We start from the raw sequence: 23,231 nt of genomic DNA on the forward strand, positions 1-23,231 counted from the left end.
CAGATTCCTTCTTTTTTAAAGAACAACCGTGAAAGTTAACATAGCACATAACAAAAAGGCGCTTCCTCAAATGGGAAGCGCCTTTCCTGTACACATTATTATTCAGCAGCTTCAGGTTCTGCTGGCTCTGGATTTAACATTTGATCGATTGCACCTTTTAAGTCTTCATCGTTAATCTTGATATCTGCTTCTTTCATTAACTTCGATACTTTAGGTAGCAAAGTGCTTTGATCAGCTTTTTGCAATTTTAAGGTTTTAGTTATTTCTGCTTTTTCATCTTCAAATGAACCAACCTTAGCTTCACGCTTGTCCGTTACTTGGATAATATGATAGCCAAATTTAGTTTTTACTGGCTCACTGATTTTATTAACTTCCAATGCCAATGCTGCATCAGAGAATTCTTTTACCATTTTATCTGGAGTAAACCAGCCAAGTTCGCCTCCTGATTGCTGTGCTGCTTGCTCAGTTGAATATTCTTTTGCTACAGTAGCGAAATCAGCGCCACCATCAAGCTTCGCTTTAACTTCCTTCGCAGTTGCTTCGTCTGCTACTAATACATGACGTGCATTTAATTCTGTTTTCATGTTTTCGTATTGAGCTTTTACTTCTTTGTCGGTAACTTTAACGTCTTCAGTTAAAGCTTTTTCTTGCAATAAGTTCAAACGAATGTATTTTTTATAGCTCTCTTCTGTTTGACCTTGTTGTGCAAGATATTGATCAAAGCTTTCGCCCATTTCTTTTTTCTCTTTGTCAAATTGAGCTTTTACTTCTTTGTCTGAAACTTCATATTCTGAAGCTAATACTTTTTCAATGATTAAAACTTGAAGTGCTTGTTTACCAACGGATTCTTTCATTTCTTCATAAAGTTCGTTTTTCGTAATATCTCCAGCTTTAGACGTGACGATTGGTTTGTCGTCTGACGCTGAGTCGCCATTACAAGCTGATAAAGCTAATACAGATGCTGCTAATGTCAATGTTAATACGGTTTTTTTCATGGGAAATCTCTCCTAACTATCTTCTTATTGCCGTTGTTACTATACCATAGACGACGGAAAAACAAAAATGGTTCCCTCATATGCCTACGCTTGTTGAACACAAGAGCATACGATAACAAAGAGGAAGGGGGTGTGCGAAGTGAGTGGTGGGTTCCAGCATCAATCCAGCTTTGCTTTAATCGTTGTATTATTTATTCTTTTGATCATCGTAGGTGCAGCATTTTTGTGCTAATTTAAAAATCAGTAACGGCTGAGATAGACCGACATTGGCGTTGCATAAACTATCGGAAAAGAATATTTTCGGATGAAGTAGTGAAACGACTGTCCGAACTTACGCTGAAGCTGAACAGAGAGGCTCTCTTAATTTGTGGGTTTCTTTAAAAAGTATTCTTTGCTTTTCAAAAAGAAAAAGTCCATTTGCCTGGAGTCAGGCGAATGGACTTTTTTATGCGGTCAATAATATTTCTACATAAAAGGAAACAAGTAAAATCGTCACCAATACATTAATGGTTCGGAAAATCTTATTTTGTTTCTCTTCAGGAATTTCTCGTTGCGCACATAATGCATAAGTCATGCGATTAATCTGGAATAAATACACAATCGAGAATAGTACTACAACTGCGATAATCAAGTTTATTCCTCCCCTCTGCCAATCTTCACAAGCATATCAAAATCAAGAAAAAAAGAACAGCAATCCGTTTAAAAGGTAGCTGGAGGAACAAGAATTTCATATCCCGTTTCCGTTTCTTCAATTAAAGCTTTTTTGGGTGAACGGGCAAGATTTTTAATATATAACAAATCAATCAGACAGAGACCACAATGATAAGCTAGTAGCATCGTAAAATAATGACCAAATTCGGGCATCATGAATGCACCAGTAATCAGCATGCTGTTAATAATAAAAAACGGAGCAAGTAAAGCAAACAAGAAAAGTGCTTTAGGTACAGGCTCTTTTATGCGAATCGATAATATAGGCATAAAGCTGAATTGTTTTTTTACTGAGAAGTGTATGCGATTCCGATATCGAATCAATGGTAAAAAGTGAAGACTCTTATGAACCGGATACAATAACAAGAAACTCAGTAAAAAAACAGCGAATCGATCATCCGAAAGGCGATTGTCGTGTAAAATTTCGAGCAACACATAAAAAAGTGAAAATACGGCAACGACGAGTAATGACGATAACATGAAAATACGATCAAATCCGTATTGTTTTTTTACATTGATGGTTTTCCAGCAGTGCACTGTATGCATCTCCTATTGTAAAATAATGTACTTGCAGATACATACATTACGATGTTTTGATAGAAAAAGCAAGCCAATATTTATTACAAATTAGATAGCGTTTTCAAACGTTGCTATATTAACTCTTGTTTGTAACGGCCGGTTTAATGTTACCAATCTTTTCATCAAAGGATTGATCAATGTTTTTAAATGAATGTTCGAAGATTTCCATAAAGTCATCTCCATAAATATTTCGGATTACTGCCATGACTTCCATGAATTCGGGGAAACGCCCGTATAAATCTTTAAGAGGCATTGAACCTTCAATAACAGCGTGCTGAGAATCGTGATAATGCTCAATCATTTTAATTAATAATTCTTCACCTTGTTCAGTAAGCTCGATATACGTATTCCGCTTGTCATCTTCTCGTTTTGAAAAAGACAAAAGCCCACGTTCTTCCAATTTTTTTGAAAAGTTGAATGCAGTAGACACATGCATTACACCAAACTTTGCAACATCTGAAATGGAAGCCCCTTTTAAATGATATGAAATCCATAAAATATGATGCTCATTAATATTCAAGTCATAAGGTTTTATCCATTGTTGCCAATCCTTTTCGACCGCTTTCCAAAGCGCTTTCGACAACTGGGCAATTCGCTGGCTGTAGAGCATAGCTTCTTTCATGGTATACAATTGTTCAGACATATCGTCACCTGCTTCCATAAAAATCAATTTCTATCATTATAGCAATAAAGTAAAGGCCTGCATAGTTAGAATGTTGGAAATATTAAGATTTAAGTAGTTTTTTTGTTGACGAGAAATTGATTCAAATAAAAAATGCCCTGCAAATTTTTTGCGGGGCATTATGCTTAATTATGAATTGGCTGGTGAAGCATCTTTTTGATGCTTTGTGATTGATTTTTCAAGTTCCTCCATTGCCAACTGAATTGAAGCAATTTCATTTTGAAGACTTTCCTGAATAGGTGCAGTTTCTGACTGCCATTGTTGTACAGATTGTTTCAACTCATTAATCGTTTGCGGTACATCAGTCTTTGCCGTATTAGTTAAACCAGCTATCGATTGTTTTAAATCGCTTATTTGAAACTTAACGTCAGATAATTTCTCTTTCCAATCAGATGATGCCATTTTGACATTCGAACGTAATTCGCTACCGGATTGAGGAGTAGAGAATAAGACCACTGCTGATCCTGCCACAAGACCTGAAACCAGACCAACAAAAAATGTAGAAGCTTTCATTATAGAGGCACTCCCTTCATATATATGTATACTATTCCTTCATTTCAATTAATTAAAACATGTCGGACAAGCCAAAACAACAAGAAATGCGAAAAGTGCCTAGAAAGCCCGATTTCCGTTGGTTGCTAGAGGATAAAAAAAGGCCTGCCATGATTGGCAGACCATAGATTATTTAGTTTGAAAAAGCGGTATCGAATTTTGAACGCTTCAACAATTGCGTTACAATCGGGAAAATAAAGAAGAATGCGATGGCATTCAACGCTACAGTTGGTAAAACAACCCCAACTACAAGACCGCCAAAAGGAACATTTACTCCGAGTACAAAAATGGCAACGGATAGGAAAATGATGCCTGACAGAAGTGTACCAAATCCTGCAAGTGCGACCGAAACTGAAAGTTTATGTGTGAAATGTTTAAGTGCCACAACGACTGCAAAAAAGACAAATGCTGTAATAAACTTATCAATCACGTTTGGTAAAAAACCAGCTGGAAAAGTCGAAAATAATCCAGATATAACGCCAGTTGTCAGTGCGAGTAAAAATACATGTGACGCTTTTGGAAACAATAAAATCCCAATAAACATCATCGTCAACATGAAGTCAGGTTTCATTCCACCGCCGAAACCTGGAACGATTAAGTACAACGCAGCTCCTACACCGACTAATAGGGCCATTAACACTAAATTTTTTGTATTCATTTGCTCATCTCTCCTCAACTATTCTAAACTCATATTTAGGAATCTCCTGACGTATCCTGTGATCGACAGCGAGAAACTTACTTAAGATATTACAAGGTTTGGCAGTAAAATGCAAGTTTACTTGTGTATGTTTGACTTAATCAGTTCTGCATACTCAGCGAACATTTCATTGGTATATTGCTTCTCTTTTGTTTGCCAAGTTGCCTTAAATCCATCAGTTTGATCATATCTAGGTATGAAATGAAGATGGAAGTGGAAAATGCTTTGCCCTGCAGGAGCACCATTATTATTCAGCAAATTCAAGCCGGCTGGCTGAAAAGAAGCTTTGATTGATTCAGCGATTTTTGGCGCAACAGAAAATAATTGTCCAGCTTCTTCTGATGACATGTCATAAACATTTTCATGGTGTTTTTTGGGAATTAATAGCGTATGCCCTTTTGTCAGTGGCATAATATCCATAAAGGCTAACACATGCTCGTCTTCATATACTTTTGTACTTGGAATTGAACCGTCTACAATTTTGCAAAATAGACACTCACTCATTTTGGGTCACGTCCTTTCAAGATATGGTCATAAGTTTATCATACAAAGAAGTGGCAAGTGAAAAGCCATACAGCAAATTTTTTGATAAGATAAAGAATAAAAGGGGTGTATCTGATGAACGTATTGGAAGTAAACGCAGTAACAGGTGGCTATACACGGAAACCAGTCATTCATGATTTATCCTTTTCCATTGCCCCCGGTGAATTAGTGGGCTTAATAGGATTGAACGGGGCAGGGAAAAGTACAACCATTAAGCACATAATTGGGTTGATGAATCCAAAAGATGGAGAAATTCGACTAAACGAAGTGACAATGAAGGAAAATATGGACGTCTATCGTTCATCGTTTTCATATATCCCGGAAACTCCCGTTTTGTATGACGAACTAACATTAAAAGAACATTTGGAACTGACTGCGATGGCCTATGGGTTAGATGAAGCAACTTTGGCAGCGCGTTCAGAAGTATTGTTGAAAGAATTCCGCATGGAAAAACGGTTAAATTGGTTTCCATCACATTTTTCAAAAGGAATGCGACAAAAAGTCATGATTATGTGTGCCTTTTTAGTAAATCCTTCATTATATATTATCGATGAGCCTTTCGTTGGACTCGATCCACTGGGCATTCAATCTTTACTGGATCAAATGAATGAAAAAAAACAAACTGGCGCATCTGTCCTCATGTCTACGCATATTTTATCGACAGCTGAACGCTACTGCGATCGTATTTTGTTATTGCACAACGGTCGCATTCGTGCGCAAGGGACGATGAATGATTTACGGGCAGCGTTCAATATGCCACTTGCTACTCTTGATGATTTGTACATCGCAATGACGAAGGAGCAAGACCATGAATAACCTGCATGATGTATGGCGAATACGGTTTATTCATTATATAAATGAACTACAGAAATACATGAAATATGTATTTACAGGACATCTAGCAATTGTCTTTGTGTTTGTCCTTGGAGCGGGTGGTTATCAATATAGTGAATGGTTGAAGTCTGCACCAACTGATTTTCCGGCTACATGGCTAGTATCTATTGTAATCGGACTATTATTGGCATATAGTCCGCCTACCACATTGATTCGTGAACCGGACCAGGTATATTTATTGCCTTTGGAATCAAAGTTAATGTCATATATGAAGAAAGCGTTAGCTTGGTCATTTTGGTCTCAGATATTTCTAGTCTTACTGCCATTAGTTGTTGCCATTCCTTTACTTACACAAGTAGGACAAGTCAAACCAATGACGATTGGTATGGTTCTTATCACCATTGTATTGTTGAAATTTTGGAATGGCCAAATTGAGTTTGCCTTCCAGTGGGCTAATTCAGGCAAGAGAATCTGGGGAGATCGTTCTATACGTGCCTTAATTTCTATATCTACAATCATAGCCACTTTCACACTGGTTCCCTTTTATTTGGTGCTATTGATTTTCCCAATTGGTTTTTATAGTCTTTGGATTAAGCAGGTTAAGGGACAACCATTCCCGTATGAGCACTTTGTGAAAATGGAACAAAATCGTATGTTGCGTTTTTATAGATTTGCTAATTATTTCACGGATGTTCCTCATGTACGGGGAAGCATTCACCGTCGTCCCTGGATGGATGTCATGTATCGATTGATTCCATTCCAAGAGGGAAACGCACAAAATTACTTAGTGTTTCGTACTTTTGTTCGTACAGATGATACTTTCTACTTATGGCTTCGCTTAACTGCACTTTCTGCAATAGGTGCGGCATTTATTGGCATTCCTGTTGTTGTAATGATTTTTGTAGGAGCTTTGGCATTTGCTTCTGCTATTCAAATCAAACAAGCCCTATCGTCATCAAGTGAATTCCGAATGGATATGCTTTATCCTTTGGACGAAAGTGCGCGGAAGAAAGCGGTGTTGAAATTAGTAAGAGTTGTACAAGTTTTGCAAGCAATAATCGTACTGATTGCTGTGCTTCTTACTGGCGTAGAGCAAGGAATTTTATATGCTTTGCCTCTAATTGTCGTAGTAGTTAGTGAGATTACCTTAAGGATGAGTAAATAGGGAATTTAAAAAGGTCTCATAACCCCCATTACATGGGGGTTATGAGACCTTTTTCTAATACATTTGGTAATAGAAATTACTTTTTCAGAAGGGCAGTAATTTTTCGAGTGGACCATCTGGCTGAATGATATTTTGAATGTCAAGAATCGGAATAGGGAAGTATGGGAAGCCCCAGACGTAAGCGGTGATTTCGTATTGCTGGAAGTAAATGACCAGTGAATGGTCAGCAAAGTAGAAATCTTGATCTGGCCTGATTTTTGTGAATGGTTCAAGCAATTGAATATCCCAATCTTTGATTTTCTGTCCAATGATTTTCGATAAAACTGTGACGTAATCACTATCTGGTTTAAATAAATCTTTTAATTCATACTGTCTTCCTGTAGTTACATCAAACGACAGTGCTTTGACTATGGTATTGCCGTGAGCGCCACCGGTAAACCCATAAACGGTTAATGTCAGACTTAAAATATTTCGTTCGTTTGTCTTGATTTCAAATTGTCCGACCATTTCCTGTAGAAATGGCTCATGAAATCCAAGTTCGACCATAGTGTTATTCATTGTTGAAACAATGACGGAATTGATTTTCATTTCCGCTTGTCGATTGGCGAGACCAATTACAAAAGGATAGTATACGTTAACTTTAGGTGTTTGCTTTTGAAGAACTTTGTGAGCTATGGTAACAGGTAAATCCATTCGTTCATCCTTTCTAAAACATGTCTAATCTTTATCCTCTATAACCGTTACCTCAAAAGTTCCAAGACCCATCGAAGTGGAAAGTTTGTTGGTAAGATCCTGTATGTAGTTTTCTGCTTTTCTTTGACTCGTATCGATTCCATGCAAAATGATCGTTAATTCCTTTTTATCCATACTGAAAATCGTGTACGCAATGCTTCCAGTAGGTTTATATCCTTCATTTTTTAAGGATGTAATAAGTTGTTGCTGAAAGTTCGTCTCGGTCAATTTACTGGTGACGGCTTCAACTTCTTTCACATCTCGCAAATAAAGGTCCTGATCCGATTCGCTAGTCAAAGACGATAGAATTATAATCACGACTACCAGACTGATAAATAAGAAACCTAGCAACATTACTCCTTTTTTTGACCTTCTCATCGCAACCTCCAATTAGACATGGTTTTAAAATCATATGCCTAATCCTTTTAATTATTCGAGGTTTGGCATGAAAGCATGAACCGGGAATAAATAAAAGCTACTTCTTATAAGAACTAGCTTGATGAGGAGGCTTGCCTGTTCATCCGCATAAGGGGCACAGATTCCTTCATTTTTATAATATCAACCCTGAAAGTTAACTGAGCCATTCAAAAAAAGAACCCGACACCATGATATTGATGTCGGATTCTCATTTATTTTACGTCTTGATAATCTACGACTGCTGCACCTAATGTTTTTGCCGCAATCAACATGGCACTTTCATCAAAATCAAATTTGGGATGATGATGTGGGAACATTTCTCCTTGCGGTTGCGCCCCGGTAAAGAAGAATGTACCTGGTACTTTTTCCAAATAGTAACCAAAATCTTCACCGCCCATATGTTGTTCAGTTTCACGGACTTCACTGACACCTGGCACATGTTCAGCCAGTTCTTTCAAAAATTGAGTTTCAGCAACATGGTTAACGACAGCGTTGTAACCACGCTCATATGAAAATTCGTATGTGCAATCATTCGAATGGCATGTTCCTTGAATGACACGTTCCATTTCTTTTTCAATAAGATCACGGACTTCAGGATTGAATGTACGGACTGTTCCAATTAACTTCGCTGAATCCGCAATGACATTGAATGCATTCTCGGCTACAAAAGAACCCACAGATAATACGGCCGATTCCACTGGACTCACTCGACGAGAGACGATTTGTTGCAGGTTAGTAACTAGTTGAGCACCGATTACAACTGAATCTTTTGTTTGGTGGGGGCTGGCTCCGTGTCCTCCGCGACCTTGAATTGTAATTTCGAATCGGTCAGCTGCGGCCATGACCGGTCCGACTCTGTATTCAATTGTTCCTGCAGGAGTCAGTGACCACAAATGTGTACCAAAAATGGCATCTACACCCTCTAAACAGCCTGCCTCAATCATTGGTTTCGCTCCACCAGGCGCATACTCTTCCGCATGTTGATGAATGAGTACGTATTCTCCGGAAAGTTGTTCGCGCATTTGATGCAATGTTTTTCCAAGAACTAATAAAGTAGCGGTATGACCATCGTGACCGCAAGCATGCATAACGCCAGGAACCGTCGATTTATACGAGACATCTTTCTCGTCCTGAATTGGCAATGCATCGAAGTCCGCACGCAGGGCAACAGTTTTACCTGGCAAAGCACCTTTGACTCGTGCAACTACACCATTTCCGCCAACATTTGCTGTGAACTCAATACCTAAATCTGCATAGTAATCTTGAATGTATTTTGCTGTATTTGTCTCTTGAAATGAAACTTCAGGATGCATATGTAAATATCTGCGGATGACTAACATTTCCTCAAATGCCGCATCTAGTTTTTCAAATAATTGATTCTTCACAAAAAAATCTCCTTTCGACTGTCGAAATAGTTTGAATGTTTGTTATTATATCATTGAGGGAACATCAGAACAATTGAAGTTTAATAAATTAACCAAACAAAGCAAATTCCGTCTTAAGGCGGAGAACACATCCCACTAGCGAGAGAAGTATTCGCAAAAGATTTAGTTAGAATAAAGGGTATAAGAAATTTTAGATTGGTGGTAAAAACATGAAAAGGCCATTATTGTCCACGTTTTTTTTTATTGGGATGGGTGCGATTTTACTTAGTTTGAATTTAGGTGTATTTAACTTACAAGAGACTCCCTGGACAACTTTTATTATTCCAGGAATCCTTATTGTGCTTGGATTGATTGCTCTGGATAGTTATATCAAAAAAGATCGCCAAGGTATTTCCTTAGTTTGGGGACTGTTTGCCGCTTTGTACGGAATTCTTATTACATTGGGAATACTGGATTATTTTGAATTTGCATATAGAGACTGGTTGAAATTATGGCCGATTTTATTTGTTGCTATAGGTGTACATCAACTATTCAAACGGCCTTTACAAGAGAAAAAGAAGAAAATCATTACAATTAATACATCAAAAAATAGTGAAAAGAAATCTTTTCACAGTCCTGATTGGGAATTAGGGCCTCTACAATTAACAAAAAATGTGGCTGAATATTTTTTTGACTTTTCAAAGGCAATTATTCCGCCTGGCGAGACTCCGATACAATTAACTGGTTTTGTAGGAGAAATCCATATGTTAATCCCTGAACATATCGGTGCTCATATTACGATTAAAGCGAATGTAGGTGAAGTTGAATTATTCGACCAACTGGATAAAGGACTTGGTTCAGACCTCGTTTATGAAACACCAAACTTTGAAACTTCAGAAAAACGTCTGAGAATATTCATTAAGTACAATGTCGTCGATGTTAAAATTCATGGCGTCTAGGAAGGAAGAGTAGGAATGAAGTCATTTCATGTTGAATCAATTAAACAAGGCTGGCGGCTTGCACGTGATGTCTCCATTTTCCTATTCGCCATTCTTCAACTATATGTTTATTTCATTCCGTACCCATTTATTACTATAAAAGGTTCTATTGTAGTGCCTATCATCGTTTTTATAGTAATCGCTACGTACGAAATGATCCGGGGATATCGAAGGGACAATCATTTATCAAGTCGCCACCGCGATCTACTGGCCGGTTTTGGCATGTTGCAAAACGGCAAATACCGTACCCGTCTTCCCGTTCAAGGAAATGACGAGCTTGGGTTGCTCGAAGAAGGTTTTAATGAGTTGGCAGAACAAATGAATGTCCAATTAAGAACTTTACAACGTCTAGTGGATCAGAATGTCATGATGATCAAACAAGCTGAACAAGCTGCAATGACGGAAGAACGTCAAAAAATTGCACGTGAATTGCATGATGCTGTCAGTCAGCAATTGTTTGCCTTATCGATGCTGTCCTCTGCTGCAGAGAGAACAGTTCTACAAAATCCTGAAAGAGCTGTATCCATTATTCAGCAAATATCTGTTCTATCCGTTAAAACCCTCAATGAAATGCGAGCTCTATTGCTTCATTTAAGACCAATGGATTTACAAAATAAAACCCTCTTTGTGGCACTTTCAGAGTTACTCGAAGAGTTGGAGACGAGGACTGATGTTAAATTCGACCTTAAATTCCCAGAAGAGTCCTGCTTGTCTCAAGGAAGTGAAGAGCATGTGTACAGAATTGTGCAGGAAGTGCTTGCCAATTGTCTTCGTCATGCAGAAGCCACACATGTAAAAATTTTAGCGGAACTCAGTAGTTCACAATTTGTATTGACTATCAGAGACGACGGAAGAGGGTTTGATTCGGCAAAGAAGAAGCAAACATCATATGGATTGATGACGATACGAGAACGCTGTGAAGAAGTAGGCGGCACTGCCCGTTTGCACTCAAAAGAAGGGGAAGGAACGGAGTGGCTTTTCCAGATTCCTTGCCAACCTTTAAAAGGAGGTATGCGTGATGAAACCGATTCGAATTGGCATAACGGATGATCATGAAATGGTCCGACTGGGATTGGTATCTTATTTTATGACAGAACCGGGAATCGAAGTTGTTGGAGAAGCGAGAAGTGGTAAAGAAGGAATCGCCTTAGCTAAAAAACATCTGCCCGATGTGATGCTGATGGACTTGTTAATGGAAGATGGCAATGGAATCGAAGCGACAAAAGAAATCCTGGCTTTTCATCCAACATGTAAAATCATGATATTAACGAGCTATTATGATGAAGAACAAGTATTTCCAGCGCTCGAAGCAGGGGCTTTCAGCTATTTATTGAAAACGTTACCAGCCCATAAAATTTCTGAGGCGATTCATGATGCCGTTAAAGGGCAGGCGACGATTGCCCCTAAAGTGACTGACTTGATGATGAAAAAGCTGCGTCCTAAAGAGCGGTTTCTTCACGATGATTTAACGGAGCGGGAATTGGATGTATTAAAATGCCTAGGGGACGGGCTTAGTAACCAGGAAATTGGGGGAAAGTTATTCATTGGCATCAAAACAGTGAAGACTCACGTGAGCAATATTTTAGGGAAGCTTGAATGTGCCGACCGTACTCAAGCGGCTGTTTATGCCAATCGCAATGGGATCTTGCACGGGAAAGAATAAACTGACTTTCACATTGAGGAGTGTCGAATGATGCCTGTTATCATACACATTACTTACATAAAAGCACCGATTGAAGTGTGTTTCAATCTTGCCAGAAGCGTTGAAGCGCATATGCAAACTACCTCTCAAACAAATGAAAGGGCAGTTGATGGCGTAATAACAGGATTATTGGAAAAAGGTGATTGTGTCACTTGGGAAGCCACTCATTTTGGAGTGAAACAGAGGTTAACTGCCAAAATTATAGAGATGGTTAGACCCAATTTTTTTATAGATGTTCAAGTTAAAGGAGCTTTTCAATCATTTACACATACGCACGAATTTACGGAAATCCATTACGGAACAATGATGAAAGATACATTTGTCTATCATGCACCATTCGGCATCATTGGGCGCGTGGCAGATAAACTGTTTTTGGAAAAGTACATGCAAGGATTTATTGAATCCCGTTCGAATGAGCTAAAGCATCTGGCAGAATTACGAATGAGGGAAATGAAGTCAGAATAAACCTGTTACAATGGACATTTCAAATTTCGAGGATTGGAAATTTCATATCACCTTTGCCACACCCCATCCATACAATATGGGTATTGATTGAAAGGAGTGTGGCATGAATGGATGATCAACAACAGTCCGTAGAATTTGTCAGCAATTTTGATCCTTTTGTGTACCAGACGTTAACGTCAGCTGTAGGAGGAAAAATTGTTGTTCAATTATCAAATAACAGTGTGGTCACAGGTGTACTTAAAGAGGTTGTGCCCGATCATATCGTAGTAGAAAAAAATGGAACACCATTTTACGTTCGTATCCAACAAATTATTTGGGTGTCTCCAGCTTCTCATAAATAATAATTTAATATATTCACTTACTGCACACACGGGAAGAGTCGAATTCGTTTAATTATCAAATTTGAGAGAAGGAGATTCCATGTTTAAACGCGTAAATAGGCTGGCAATCGAGTTGCCTGTACCCGAATATGGCGATGCAAACGCAGCCGCAGCCGTTCAAGAACTTTTGGGTGGTAAATTCGGAGAAATGTCGACTTTGAATAACTATATGTATCAGTCATTCAATTTTCGTCAAAAAACGAAATTTAAACCATTTTATGACTTAGTCGCAAGTATTACCGCTGAAGAATTTGGACATGTTGAGCTGGTTTCCAATACCATCAATATCTTGAACAAAGGTATTTCTTTTGCAGGTGATCCTGATTTGACACCATTGCAAAATGGTAAAGATTTACGAAATACTTACGCGCTCATAGCAACCGCCCAAACTTCGATGGCAGGGGATTCCATGGGTAATCCATGGCGCGGTGACCATGTGTTTTCTAGCGGAAACTTAGTGCTGGATCTGTTGCATAATTTTTTCTTGGAATGTGGAGCAAGAACCCATAAAATGCGCGTTTATGAAATGACGAGTCACGAAACAGCGAGAGAAATGATTGGTTATCTTCTCGTACGCGGTGGCACGCACGTACTTGCGTATGCGAAAGCCATTGAAATGGCCACCGGTGTTGATATAACAAGAATGCTTCCAATACCGAATCTGGATAATCGGTCATTTGATCATGCGGTAAAATATGAAGATCGTGGTTTAGGAAATGTTCTCTTTACATGGAATGATGAAGGGCAGTATAAAGATATTCGCTCTATCTGGAAAGGCGATAATCCGAGTAACGGTCAGCCACTTGTTGTTCAAGATGGTATTCCTAAAGGTGGCCCAATTCCGGACCTTGACGATTTACCCGAAGAGTTTGCCCCAGGCATTGGGCCGGATGAATATCAACAAATTGCCAAACGTTTAATGGCTAACATGTAGGGTTTTAAACGATTTCTCAAGAAGTTAACTTGCTTGTGAACCGAGTTTGAGCGATAAAGTGTTTGATTTGAGCGATAAAAATTTCACGAAATTATTATTAAGAAATCCATAGCCATCAAAAAAGCGCCGTTCCCTTGGGAATAGGCGCTTTTCAATATTATTAAGCTTCGTCTGTCTTTTTTGCAGTTTTATAAGTTGTAACATAAGAAGCACTTGAGAAGATATTTGGACGTTTGTCGATGCCTTCATCGGTACCTCGTTTTTCATGTGCCTTGTTATAAGCTTGTGAATTCTGCCAAGCTTCGAATGAGCCTGCACCAGTCCATTCCGTCAAAATGATGTATGTGTCCGAACCGACTGGACGCAATACGCGGATTGCAATAAATCCTGGCTCATTTTCAATAGCACGCGGACGATTTGTGAATCGGTGTTCAAAAATCGGGCGACCTTCTTCCGTTACTGGGATATTGTTGAAAACGAAGTAGCCCTGGTCACTTAATTCACCTGAAGAGTCGATGACTTCATACTTACGCGGTGTTTGAAAAACTGTTTTGCCACTTGTTTCATGAAGTAGCACTGCATTTCCTTGTCCGTGTAGGACGACCATCTTTTCTCCCGCATGTTTTTCCTTTAAAGAATTCATGAATTCAGGTGTACCTGACGTCAAATAAATATTCATTCAAAATCCCTCCATTCTATAAGTACATTATAATCTTCCCCAGTTAAAAGTGCTCAAAACAACACTTTGTCAAAAGAGTGTCGTTGAATCAAGACAATTCTATGACAATTGCACTTGAAATCTATACAATAGTGTAGAGAACGTCTATATTTAGAACGAATATAACAAGGACGACCCCAAATATGTAATGTTGAAAGGCAGGAAGGCAATTCATGAGACAGATTAACGACACTTTTTTACGCGCAGCGAGAGGCGAGAAAGTAGATTACACACCTGTATGGTATATGCGTCAAGCAGGACGTTCACAACCGGAATATCGCAAAATTAAAGAAAAATATTCTTTAGAAGAAATCACGCATCAACCAGAACTTTGTGCATACGTCACACGCTTACCGGTTGAAAATTACAATGTGGATGCCGCGATTTTATATAAAGATATCGTGACACCACTTCCTGGAATCGGCGTTGATGTGAAAATCAAATCAGGCGTGGGTCCTGTTATTTCTAATCCGATTCGAACAGTGCAAGATGTAGAAAAACTTGGTGAACTTTCGCCTCAAGATCACATCCCATTTGTTCTTGAAACCATCAAAATTTTGACTGAAGAACAACTGGATGTTCCGTTAATCGGTTTCTCTGGAGCTCCGTTCACGCTTGCAAGTTACATGATTGAAGGCGGGCCTTCTAAAAATTACAACAAAACGAAAGCATTCATGGTCTCTGAGCCTCAAGCGTGGTTTGCATTAATGGACAAGCTTGCTGATATGATTATCATTTATACTAAAGCACAAATCGATGCTGGTGCTAAAGCCATTCAAATTTTTGATTCATGGGTTGGCGCATTGAATATTGAAGATTACCGTATTTTCATCAAACCGGTAATGACACGAATTTTTACTGCTATTAAAGAACAAGGTGTACCTGTAACGACATTTGGTGTTGGTGCAAGTCATTTAGCAAAAGAGTGGCATGATCTGCCGGTGGACGTAGTAGGTCTAGACTGGCGCTTATCAATCAAAGAAGCTCGAGCAATGGGCTTAACAAAAACGCTTCAAGGAAACTTGGACCCATCTCTTTTGTTGGCAGATTGGTCTGTCATTGAAGAACGTGCTAAAGAAATCATCGATCAAGGAATCGCTCATCCTTCACACATTTTCAATTTAGGACATGGCGTATTCCCTGAAGTAAATCCAGATACATTAAAACGATTGACGTCATTTGTCCATGAATACAGCCGTGCACAAATCAAAGCACATTCATAAGGCTTACATGTTCGCGCAATGAAATTGAACCTAGCAAAATGAAGATTGTAAATTAATGAACGAGGTGATCAAGTTGACTAAAAAAACAATGGGACTGCTTGTGATGGCTTACGGTACGCCCTATAAAGAAGAAGATTTAGAGCGTTATTATACACATATTCGTCATGGTCGTCCGCCAAGCCCAGAAGCTCTTATCGATTTAAGAGACCGCTATCGTGCAATCGGTGGAATTTCTCCTTTGGCAAAAATTACAGACGACCAAGCGACTGCACTTCGTGACCGTTTGAATGCCGTTCAAGACGAGATTGAATTCAAATTATACGTTGGGTTAAAACATATTGAACCGTTTGTTGAAGATGCCGTGGAGCAAATGCATAAGGATGGAATCACAGAAGCGGTTTCCATTGTACTTGCACCTCATTTCTCAACATTCTCGATTAAGTCGTATAACGGACGCGTACAAGAAACTGCTGAAAAATTAGGTAGTCTACAGATCACTTCAGTAGAGAGTTGGTACGATGAACCAAAATTCATTCAATATTGGTCTGAAAAGGTTTCCGAAACTTTCAATTCGATGTCGGCAGAACAACGTGAAAAAGCTTGTTTAATCGTTTCTGCACACTCATTACCTGAAAAAATTATCGCAAATGGCGATCCATATCCAGATCAATTAAAAGAAACGGCCAACTTAATCGCGCAATCAGCTGGTATTGAAAACTACGAAGTCGGTTGGCAAAGTGCTGGTCAAACGCCAGAACCTTGGATTGGACCAGACGTTCAAGACCTTACTCATGAATTGCACGAACAAAAAGGCTATTCTACATTTGTCTATACGCCAGTAGGGTTTGTCGCAGATCATTTAGAAGTGTTATTCGACAATGATTATGAGTGTAAAGTGGTGACTGATGAAATCGGTGCCAATTACTACCGACCTGAAATGCCTAACACACAACCATTATTTATTGATGCTATGTCCGATGTTGTATTGAAACATTTAGATAAAAAATAAGGAAACTGAAATCGAAAGTGATGATGACTGTGTCTCAAGGAAAACGAAAAGTAGCGATAGTTGGTGGGGGAATTACTGGATTGGCAGCTGCATATTACTTGCAGAAAGAAGCGAAAGAAAAAGGGTATCCTCTTGAAGTAGTTTTGATAGAAGCTTCCCATCGACTCGGAGGGAAAATCCAAACAGTCCGCAAAGATGGATTTGTCATTGAACGGGGACCTGACTCGTTTTTGGCACGTAAAAAAAGCTTTGGCATTTTAGCCGAGGATCTTGGCATCAGTGACCAACTTGTCAGCAATGCAACTGGACAGGCATATATTCTGGTCAATGACGGGCTGCACCCAATTCCTGGAGGGTCTGTCATGGGCATCCCTACACAAATATCGCCTTTCGTCACCTCAGGATTGTTCTCATGGAGCGGGAAATTTCGCGCGGCTGGAGATTTTATTTTACCTAAGTCCTCTGTTAACGGAGATCAGTCGGTTGGACAATTCTTACGTAGACGTTTCGGCGGTGAAGTGGTTGAAAATTTAATTGAACCTTTATTATCAGGCATCTACTCAGGAGACATTGATAAAATGAGCCTTCAGGCTACGTTTCCCCAGTTTTATAAACTGGAACAGGAACATCGAAGTTTGATAATCGGTTCGAAAAAAACGACACCAAAACAGCCGATTGTTAAGTCAAAAGAAGGTATTTTCCGTACATTCAAAAATGGATTGGAAACTGTTGTGGAAGCAATTGAAGAACAGCTTGAACCAGGTTCAGTTATGAAGGGTGTTCGTGTGGAACGTTTCGAACGAGTTGGGGAACAAGTGAATTTGTTCCTAAACAACGATTCAGAAATGCTTCTCGATCAATTGATTTTTGCAACACCACATCTCGCCGCTCTGCCATTATTTGAAGAGCACGGATTGATGGCTGATTTCGAGGAAATGCCTGCTACTTCAGTGGCGACTGTTGCACTGGCTTTTAAAGAAGAAGCAGTCAAACAAGATAAAGAAGGCACTGGCTTCTTAGTGTCTCGAAACAGTGATTACTCCATCACTGCCTGTACATGGACACATCGTAAGTGGCCAACAACAACACCAGAAGGGCATGTATTGCTTCGAGGATTTGTTGGTCGGGCAGGCGATGAGTCTGCGGTTGAATTATCAGACAGCGAACTTGAAAAAATCGTTCTCTCGGACTTACGCAAAACGATTAACATTGATCAAGAACCTCTATTTTCGGTCGTCACTCGATGGAGAAATGCTTCTCCCCAATATGTGGTAGGGCATAAAGAGCGCGTGGCTAAAGCGAAAAGAGAGATTCAAGAGCGTTTTCCAATGATTAAGCTAGCAGGAAGTTCTTATGAAGGACTTGGGCTACCTGATTGTGTCGATCAAGGGAAAGCCGCTGTCAGTGAAGTTTTGGATGACTTGTTTGTTAAATAAATGAATGTGAAAGGGCAACTCCTCGGAGTTGTCCTTTTGTTTACGTTTATTGTAGAGTTATTATAAAAGATTAGAGTGGTATAAAATACCAATTTTCGCTGCGGTAGCTTCGGAGGAATGGTCATGACCAAATAACCTTTAGTAAAAGTAAACGGAGCCTTTTGATTAAGCAGAGAGTACAAGGATAATAGTACCTGCCATATTCACAAAAAAGTTATGAAAAACCAAGTGAAACATCGCGATAATACGATAGAATGTCCTGTATTGACTCCTCAAATGATATGCTAGGTTGCCATCCAAGTTTATTGATTGAATTAGGTCTAAGAGGTTTAACTACTTCAAGGTAATTGCCCAATGTTTGAATCTCAAATTCAACAGAAGAATAAAGACGGAGAGTATTTATCAGGTCTTTTAAGTACTTGTATTTTCCAGACGATATTACATACATTTTGCCAGGAATACCTTTTTGAAATAATGTATCGTACGCCAAAATAGCATCTCTAACATCCAAAAAATCGAGTCTCGCATGTAAGTTAATTACTTTAAGTATTTTTTCGGCATTAGTGAATTCCATTTCAACTACTTTTTTTGCAAGGATTGAGCATTGCCCGAAAGAAATGCCCGGACCGATAAGATTAGAAGGCTTTGCGATAATAACATTCATTCCATAAAGCATTTCCCAGGACTGTGCAATCAATGTTTGAAGAGTTTTCGATAAAGCATAGGGATGGTGAGGAGCGGAGAAGTCGGCAGGATTGAATTCCAGCGAGGATCCAACAACTACAATTCTACAATCAGATTCTTCATTTCGCAGGGCTTCCAATAAATATGCAGTAGAGAAAACATTTGCCTCGAGAGAGCCAAGTGGATCACTCCAGGATGCTTCAACATGGTTCTGACCTGCCAAATGAAGAAGAAAATCGGGTTTTGTTTTTTTGATTAGCATTTTAACTGCCTGTTTATCTGTAAGTTCACATTTTTCATAGGTTATTAAGCGATTTGAAATTTGATTGGTTGCCATTCTCGTTACTGCAATCACATGATAGTTCTCATTCATAAAGTATTGGCATGCGTGTTTCCCCGTAAATCCATTTGCTCCTGTAATTAAAATCCTCGGTTTCCCCAATGGTATAGCATTTAGCGGGAACTGGCTTGATGACTCGTTATTTTGCGTCAAATCCTCCACTCCTATCGGAATGAAAATTGAAAGGACCTAAAAATGAACGGTCAATTAGATCGATAAAAGCATGGGTATCATTCATTCCCTTTTGGATTTTAACGATAGGATCCCAATATAGCCCTTGATGTGCGTTTTTATTAAAAAGACAACTATGTTTGATATCTACATCCGGAGAAGCAGTATGGAGTGGTTGCATATTAATACCATTAATATCTGCCAGTAACTTGAAAAGCTCATTGATGGAAGATTTTTTCGCCGTACTTACTCCTGACAAAATGAACGCGTCAAATAAATGGGAACTAATAAATCCGGCTTTTCCCGTGACAACAACTTTCAATTCACAAACATCCTTTTGTTTTTTACATTGTATGTAGTAGGTGACTATGAGTTTAGGCATTCGAATTTTTACATATAGACCTTCACTTATCGTAGGTAACTAATAGAAGATAAGTTTAAGTTACAGAACACAAATGTATTTTTATTGGGATGGAATTTAAGCAATGGATTGTGAGGAATTGAGTGAATTTGGGTAATGATTTGAGAATTTTCCCCTTTATTTGTTCAACCTTTGTCGTCACGAGTTCCGGTTAGAATTAGAATTATAGGAAGTTAATCCAGATAAAAGTTAATTATAATAGTTGGCGCTAATCTGTTTTGTGTTTTTTCAATTGTTGAAAGTAAGGGCTTTTTTAAAAAAGCTCTTTAAATTGTATTATAGTGTTTAGTAAATCTATCAAAAATTGTAATAGTAGGTGGGAAAACTATGTATCTTATTATGAAATTTATGATTTTCATCATTTTAATCTGGTGTTTTGATTTTCTGTTGAAGATTATGATTTTCCATCCTTTTGGTGCTGATGGCATTATGAGTCTATTCATTCGCTCCATTATTGCAACCATTTTAGCCATTATCAGTTCATACTATATATTAAGAAGGATTAATGATTTATGAACAAATAGTGACAGTAATGAATTGCCTATTGTAAAAAACATAAGAATCTATTATGATTATGACTAGATGACCAATATGGTTTTTTAGTCAATTTTATGAGATGAGGTGAAAGAATTGGATCGCAGACATGAAATTTTAGAAGCAGCAACTAAATCATTTTCTTTATTTGGTTATAAAGCGACCACCATGGATCAAGTGGCGAAGGTTGCAAATGTAGGAAAAGGGACGATTTATACATTTTTTGCAAATAAAGAAGAATTGTTTCATGAAATTGCCTTTACGATGATTAATGAAATGAAGGCAGAAAAAGATGCCATCATTTCGGATCAGTGCTCTTTCCAGAAAAATGCCCATCTCGTATTAATGAAAATGCTGGAATTCCGGGAGCGACACGCTTTACTTGCAAAGTTGATTGCTGAAGAAAAAGATATGAAAACGCCTGTCGTTCAGGCTGTTCTTGTAAAGGTTGAACAAGAAATTGTACGATATATAGCAGAGCATATCGAGCGGGCGATTGCCAAGAATGAAATAAGAGTAGTAGATGTTGAACTAGTCGCCTATTTAATTTTTAAAGCCTATATGGCCTTTGCTGTTGATTGGCAAAAAACTCATGAGCAAGCGCTGCCGGAAGAAAAAATAGTGGATGTATTTCGTGACACTATATTCCGAAGTCTCATTAAGTGAGACTCTTTTTTTGAAACAAAATGACCAATTGAGAAATTCGGTCAATAAGTATTAGGAGGAAATTAGATGATAAAACAAGAATTTCTAAACATTGTTAAGAACCGTAAATTACTTGTTCCAATCCTAGCGGTTTTATTCATTCCGGTATTGTATGCGGGGATGTTCTTATGGGCGTTTTGGGATCCCTATGAACAGTTAAATGAACTGCCAGTAGCAATAGTTAACGAGGATGCGGGAGCTGAATTGGATGGGGAACGCATAACGGTCGGGAAGGATCTCACGAAGAACCTGGTAGATAGTCAAGAGTTCCATTTTGTGGAAGTGTCAAAAAAACAGGGAGAAGAAGCTCTGAAAAAACAAGACTATTATATGGTAATTGAGATTCCTTCGAATTTTTCTCAAAATGCAACGACACTTTTAGATGAGAAACCTGAAAAATTGATGATTGAATACAAACCGAACGAAGGGTTTAATTTCTTATCCGCACAAATTGGTGAGTCAGCAATTGAACAAATTCGTGCAGAAGTAAATAAACAAGTCGTCGCTAGTTACTCTGAAAATCTTTTCGCTTCCATTTCTAAAATGGGCAATGGGTATGGGGAGGCTGCAGACGGAGCTGAGAAATTATCGGCTGGAGCAGATAGTCTTACTTCTGGAGCGACGGATTTGAAAGGTTACTTGGAACAATTGGCAAGTGGATCGGTACAATTGGCTGATGGGTCAACAGCACTTGCTTCAGGAGCCGTAAAAGCATCAAATGGAGCAACAGAATTAAATGAAGGACTTGGGAAACTTACAGCAGGAGCGGGTCAGTTACAACAAGGTGCTGGCAAAGCAGCAGATGGAGCAGGCCAACTGCAAGATGGAGTTGCGTCTTATACGCAAGGTGTCGCAAAAGTATCAAATGGATTAGCGGCGGCAAATGAAAAAGAACAGCAACTCAATGAAGCGCTAAGCCAACTGCAACAAGGTGCCACCATGACGAATCAATCTGTTGGAAAATTGGCAGGGGGGTCTACTCAAGTAACAGCTGGTTTAGAGACTTTATCTGAACAAATGGCTCCGATTCTCGCATCCCTTCCAAAAGAGCAACAAACCGCTTTGAAAGGGGCACTTGAGCAACTTCAACAAGGAAGTTCACAAGTTTCTCAAGGTTTAGGTGAGTTACAAGTCGGAACAGAACAGCTAAGCGGCGGCATGAGTCAAGCATCATCTGGTGCAGAGAAATTAGCTACAGGTCATCAGGAGCTTGCGAATGGATTGTCTACCTTAACTCAATCTTCCGAAGCATTAAATACAGGGGCTGCATCTTTAGCATCTGGAAGTGACACCCTTTCGACTAAGTTGGGAGATTTGAAAAACGGGTTGGCAAGTGCCTCTACGGGCAGTAATGAACTTTCAAACGGGTTGCAACAACTTGTTCAAGGTTCGAACGAGTTAACTTCAGGTACATCACAAATTGCATCAAAATCTGGAGAACTTGCTGCTGGATCCACTGAGCTTGTTGATGGGACAGCGAAACTAGCTGAAGGTACGTCTTCTTTACAAGAAAAACTTGCAGATGCTTCTACTGAAGCAAGCGCAGTAAATGCTAACGAAGATACTATTGACATGGCTTCTTCTCCAGTTGGCGTAACAAAATCAGCTGTCAATCACGTGCCAAACTATGGAACAGGATTTGCGCCATATTTCTTGTCACTTGGATTGTTTGTGGGAGCATTGCTAATTTCGATCGTTTTCCCTCTGGTGCAAACAGCTATCCCACCGACAAGTGGTTTTGCATGGGCAACGAGTAAAATGACCGTTCTCGGTATCGTTGGCGTTGTGCAAGCACTGATTGCGGTAGCAATCCTAATTTTCGGATTAGGATTAGATCCAGAAAATCTTGGATGGTTTATTGCGATTGCCATCATGACGAGTTTCACCTATTTAGCCATCGTGCAATTGCTCGTCTCAGTTCTTGGTGACAGTGGTCGATTTGTCGCCATCATCATTCTTATTTTGCAACTGGTGACAAGTGCAGGAACGTTCCCGCTCGAAATGATTCCGCAACCATTGCAAATATTTAACCAATGGTTGCCGATGACCTATTCCGTACAAGGATTCAAAGCTGCGATTTCCTCAACGGATATTGACTTTATTCAGTGGAATATCGGAATATTGCTGGCATTCTTTATAACAGCAGCTGCATGCACGATGACTTATTTCGTCATTTTGTTCAAGCGACGCTATTCAAAAGTCCAGGAAGCATAAAAAAACGGCCGTTCAGGAGGTAAATCCTG

28 protein-coding genes are annotated in these 23,231 nt (G+C 39.0%); 15 read left to right on the top strand and 13 right to left on the bottom strand.

Features of this window, described 5'->3' with window-relative positions; genetic code table 11:
* Positions 1-98: 98 nt before the first annotated feature.
* Positions 99-995: a peptidylprolyl isomerase gene (locus tag MHH33_RS04655; RefSeq protein WP_016429168.1), complete on the bottom strand. Its 897-nt coding sequence runs from the start codon at positions 993-995 to the stop codon at positions 99-101.
* 139 nt (positions 996-1,134) lie between these two features.
* Here MHH33_RS04655 and MHH33_RS04660 point away from each other — a divergent pair, with 139 nt between their 5' ends.
* A complete protein-coding gene (locus MHH33_RS04660) occupies positions 1,135-1,227 on the top strand; it encodes a YjcZ family sporulation protein (RefSeq protein ID WP_147640353.1) in 93 nt (30 codons plus the stop codon).
* Positions 1,228-1,440: 213 nt separating this feature from the next.
* Here the strand turns inward: MHH33_RS04660 and MHH33_RS04665 are convergent, their stop codons facing one another.
* From MHH33_RS04665 to MHH33_RS04690, 6 genes are all read right to left on the bottom strand, one after another.
* A complete protein-coding gene (locus tag MHH33_RS04665) occupies positions 1,441-1,626 on the bottom strand; it encodes a hypothetical protein (protein ID WP_016429167.1) in 186 nt (61 codons plus the stop codon).
* A 68-nt stretch (positions 1,627-1,694) separates the two neighbouring features.
* Complete coding sequence (locus tag MHH33_RS04670; protein ID WP_016429166.1) at positions 1,695-2,240, bottom strand: DUF3267 domain-containing protein; 546 nt, start codon at positions 2,238-2,240, stop codon at positions 1,695-1,697.
* A gap of 118 nt (positions 2,241-2,358) precedes the next feature.
* Complete coding sequence (locus MHH33_RS04675; protein WP_016429165.1) at positions 2,359-2,925, bottom strand: HTH-type transcriptional regulator Hpr; 567 nt, start codon at positions 2,923-2,925, stop codon at positions 2,359-2,361.
* A 168-nt stretch (positions 2,926-3,093) separates the two neighbouring features.
* Entirely contained in the window at positions 3,094-3,477 is a 384-nt protein-coding gene (locus MHH33_RS04680) for a YtxH domain-containing protein (RefSeq protein WP_016429164.1), read from the bottom strand.
* A gap of 172 nt (positions 3,478-3,649) precedes the next feature.
* On the bottom strand, positions 3,650-4,174 hold the full coding sequence (locus MHH33_RS04685; protein ID WP_342543070.1) for a tryptophan transporter: 525 nt from the start codon (positions 4,172-4,174) through the stop codon (positions 3,650-3,652).
* A 117-nt stretch (positions 4,175-4,291) separates the two neighbouring features.
* Positions 4,292-4,717, bottom strand: coding sequence for an HIT family protein (locus MHH33_RS04690; protein WP_016429162.1), 426 nt, complete (start codon positions 4,715-4,717; stop codon positions 4,292-4,294).
* 114 nt (positions 4,718-4,831) lie between these two features.
* Here MHH33_RS04690 and MHH33_RS04695 point away from each other — a divergent pair, with 114 nt between their 5' ends.
* On the top strand, positions 4,832-5,572 hold the full coding sequence (locus tag MHH33_RS04695) for an ABC transporter ATP-binding protein (protein ID WP_016429161.1): 741 nt from the start codon (positions 4,832-4,834) through the stop codon (positions 5,570-5,572).
* Positions 5,565-6,755: an ABC transporter permease gene (locus MHH33_RS04700; protein ID WP_342543071.1), complete on the top strand. Its 1,191-nt coding sequence runs from the start codon at positions 5,565-5,567 to the stop codon at positions 6,753-6,755. The genes MHH33_RS04695 and MHH33_RS04700 overlap by 8 nt, the downstream gene beginning before the upstream one ends.
* 84 nt (positions 6,756-6,839) lie before the next feature.
* Here MHH33_RS04700 and MHH33_RS04705 read toward each other — a convergent pair whose 3' ends face one another.
* From MHH33_RS04705 to MHH33_RS04715, 3 genes are all read right to left on the bottom strand, one after another.
* Entirely contained in the window at positions 6,840-7,448 is a 609-nt protein-coding gene (locus MHH33_RS04705; RefSeq protein ID WP_342543072.1) for a DUF3298 domain-containing protein, read from the bottom strand.
* A gap of 24 nt (positions 7,449-7,472) precedes the next feature.
* Positions 7,473-7,865 carry a hypothetical protein gene (locus MHH33_RS04710; protein WP_016429158.1) on the bottom strand — a complete coding sequence of 131 codons (393 nt, stop codon included), beginning with the start codon at positions 7,863-7,865 and terminating at the stop codon, positions 7,473-7,475.
* 251 nt (positions 7,866-8,116) lie between these two features.
* Positions 8,117-9,289: a M20 family metallopeptidase gene (locus tag MHH33_RS04715; RefSeq protein WP_342543073.1), complete on the bottom strand. Its 1,173-nt coding sequence runs from the start codon at positions 9,287-9,289 to the stop codon at positions 8,117-8,119.
* 248 nt (positions 9,290-9,537) lie between these two features.
* On the opposite strand from MHH33_RS04715, the gene liaF reads away from it, so the two are divergent.
* The 6 genes from liaF to MHH33_RS04745 all read left to right on the top strand — a co-directional run bounded on the left by liaF (position 9,538) and on the right by MHH33_RS04745 (position 13,747).
* Positions 9,538-10,227: a cell wall-active antibiotics response protein LiaF gene (gene liaF / locus MHH33_RS04720; protein WP_342543074.1), complete on the top strand. Its 690-nt coding sequence runs from the start codon at positions 9,538-9,540 to the stop codon at positions 10,225-10,227.
* 15 nt (positions 10,228-10,242) lie between these two features.
* Positions 10,243-11,316 carry a histidine kinase gene (locus MHH33_RS04725; RefSeq protein WP_342543075.1) on the top strand — a complete coding sequence of 358 codons (1,074 nt, stop codon included), beginning with the start codon at positions 10,243-10,245 and terminating at the stop codon, positions 11,314-11,316.
* Complete coding sequence (locus tag MHH33_RS04730; protein WP_342543076.1) at positions 11,285-11,929, top strand: response regulator transcription factor; 645 nt, start codon at positions 11,285-11,287, stop codon at positions 11,927-11,929. The genes MHH33_RS04725 and MHH33_RS04730 overlap by 32 nt, the downstream gene beginning before the upstream one ends.
* A 30-nt stretch (positions 11,930-11,959) precedes the next feature.
* Complete coding sequence (locus MHH33_RS04735; protein WP_342543733.1) at positions 11,960-12,433, top strand: SRPBCC family protein; 474 nt, start codon at positions 11,960-11,962, stop codon at positions 12,431-12,433.
* Positions 12,434-12,540: 107 nt separating this feature from the next.
* On the top strand, positions 12,541-12,774 hold the full coding sequence (locus MHH33_RS04740) for a DUF2642 domain-containing protein (RefSeq protein ID WP_016429152.1): 234 nt from the start codon (positions 12,541-12,543) through the stop codon (positions 12,772-12,774).
* Positions 12,775-12,853: 79 nt separating this feature from the next.
* Positions 12,854-13,747, top strand: a complete 894-nt coding sequence (locus tag MHH33_RS04745) for a manganese catalase family protein (protein ID WP_342543077.1) — start codon at positions 12,854-12,856, stop codon at positions 13,745-13,747.
* A 160-nt stretch (positions 13,748-13,907) separates the two neighbouring features.
* Here MHH33_RS04745 and MHH33_RS04750 read toward each other — a convergent pair whose 3' ends face one another.
* Positions 13,908-14,426 carry an antibiotic biosynthesis monooxygenase gene (locus MHH33_RS04750; protein WP_342543078.1) on the bottom strand — a complete coding sequence of 173 codons (519 nt, stop codon included), beginning with the start codon at positions 14,424-14,426 and terminating at the stop codon, positions 13,908-13,910.
* Between the two features lie 212 nt (positions 14,427-14,638).
* On the opposite strand from MHH33_RS04750, the gene hemE reads away from it, so the two are divergent.
* From hemE to hemY, 3 genes are all read left to right on the top strand, one after another.
* Positions 14,639-15,688 (top strand): uroporphyrinogen decarboxylase, encoded by a 1,050-nt coding sequence (gene hemE / locus MHH33_RS04755; protein ID WP_342543079.1) that lies wholly within the window; start codon positions 14,639-14,641, stop codon positions 15,686-15,688.
* A 73-nt stretch (positions 15,689-15,761) separates the two neighbouring features.
* Positions 15,762-16,697, top strand: a complete 936-nt coding sequence (hemH, locus tag MHH33_RS04760; protein ID WP_342543080.1) for a ferrochelatase — start codon at positions 15,762-15,764, stop codon at positions 16,695-16,697.
* A 20-nt stretch (positions 16,698-16,717) separates the two neighbouring features.
* Positions 16,718-18,133, top strand: a complete 1,416-nt coding sequence (gene hemY / locus MHH33_RS04765) for a protoporphyrinogen oxidase (RefSeq protein WP_342543081.1) — start codon at positions 16,718-16,720, stop codon at positions 18,131-18,133.
* A 214-nt stretch (positions 18,134-18,347) separates the two neighbouring features.
* Here hemY and MHH33_RS04770 read toward each other — a convergent pair whose 3' ends face one another.
* Complete coding sequence (locus tag MHH33_RS04770; protein ID WP_016429146.1) at positions 18,348-19,310, bottom strand: NAD-dependent epimerase/dehydratase family protein; 963 nt, start codon at positions 19,308-19,310, stop codon at positions 18,348-18,350.
* On the bottom strand, positions 19,297-19,710 hold the full coding sequence (locus MHH33_RS04775) for a hypothetical protein (RefSeq protein WP_342543082.1): 414 nt from the start codon (positions 19,708-19,710) through the stop codon (positions 19,297-19,299). The genes MHH33_RS04770 and MHH33_RS04775 overlap by 14 nt, the downstream gene beginning before the upstream one ends.
* A gap of 378 nt (positions 19,711-20,088) precedes the next feature.
* On the opposite strand from MHH33_RS04775, the gene MHH33_RS04780 reads away from it, so the two are divergent.
* From MHH33_RS04780 to MHH33_RS04790, 3 genes are all read left to right on the top strand, one after another.
* Positions 20,089-20,265, top strand: coding sequence for a hypothetical protein (locus tag MHH33_RS04780; protein ID WP_342543083.1), 177 nt, complete (start codon positions 20,089-20,091; stop codon positions 20,263-20,265).
* A gap of 114 nt (positions 20,266-20,379) precedes the next feature.
* On the top strand, positions 20,380-20,949 hold the full coding sequence (locus tag MHH33_RS04785; RefSeq protein ID WP_016429143.1) for a TetR/AcrR family transcriptional regulator: 570 nt from the start codon (positions 20,380-20,382) through the stop codon (positions 20,947-20,949).
* 66 nt (positions 20,950-21,015) lie between these two features.
* Entirely contained in the window at positions 21,016-23,202 is a 2,187-nt protein-coding gene (locus MHH33_RS04790) for a YhgE/Pip domain-containing protein (protein ID WP_342543084.1), read from the top strand.
* Positions 23,203-23,231: the final 29 nt, after the last annotated feature.

It is taken from the genome of Paenisporosarcina sp. FSL H8-0542 (assembly GCF_038632915.1).
In the GTDB taxonomy this organism is placed as follows: Bacteria; Bacillota; Bacilli; order Bacillales_A; family Planococcaceae; genus Paenisporosarcina.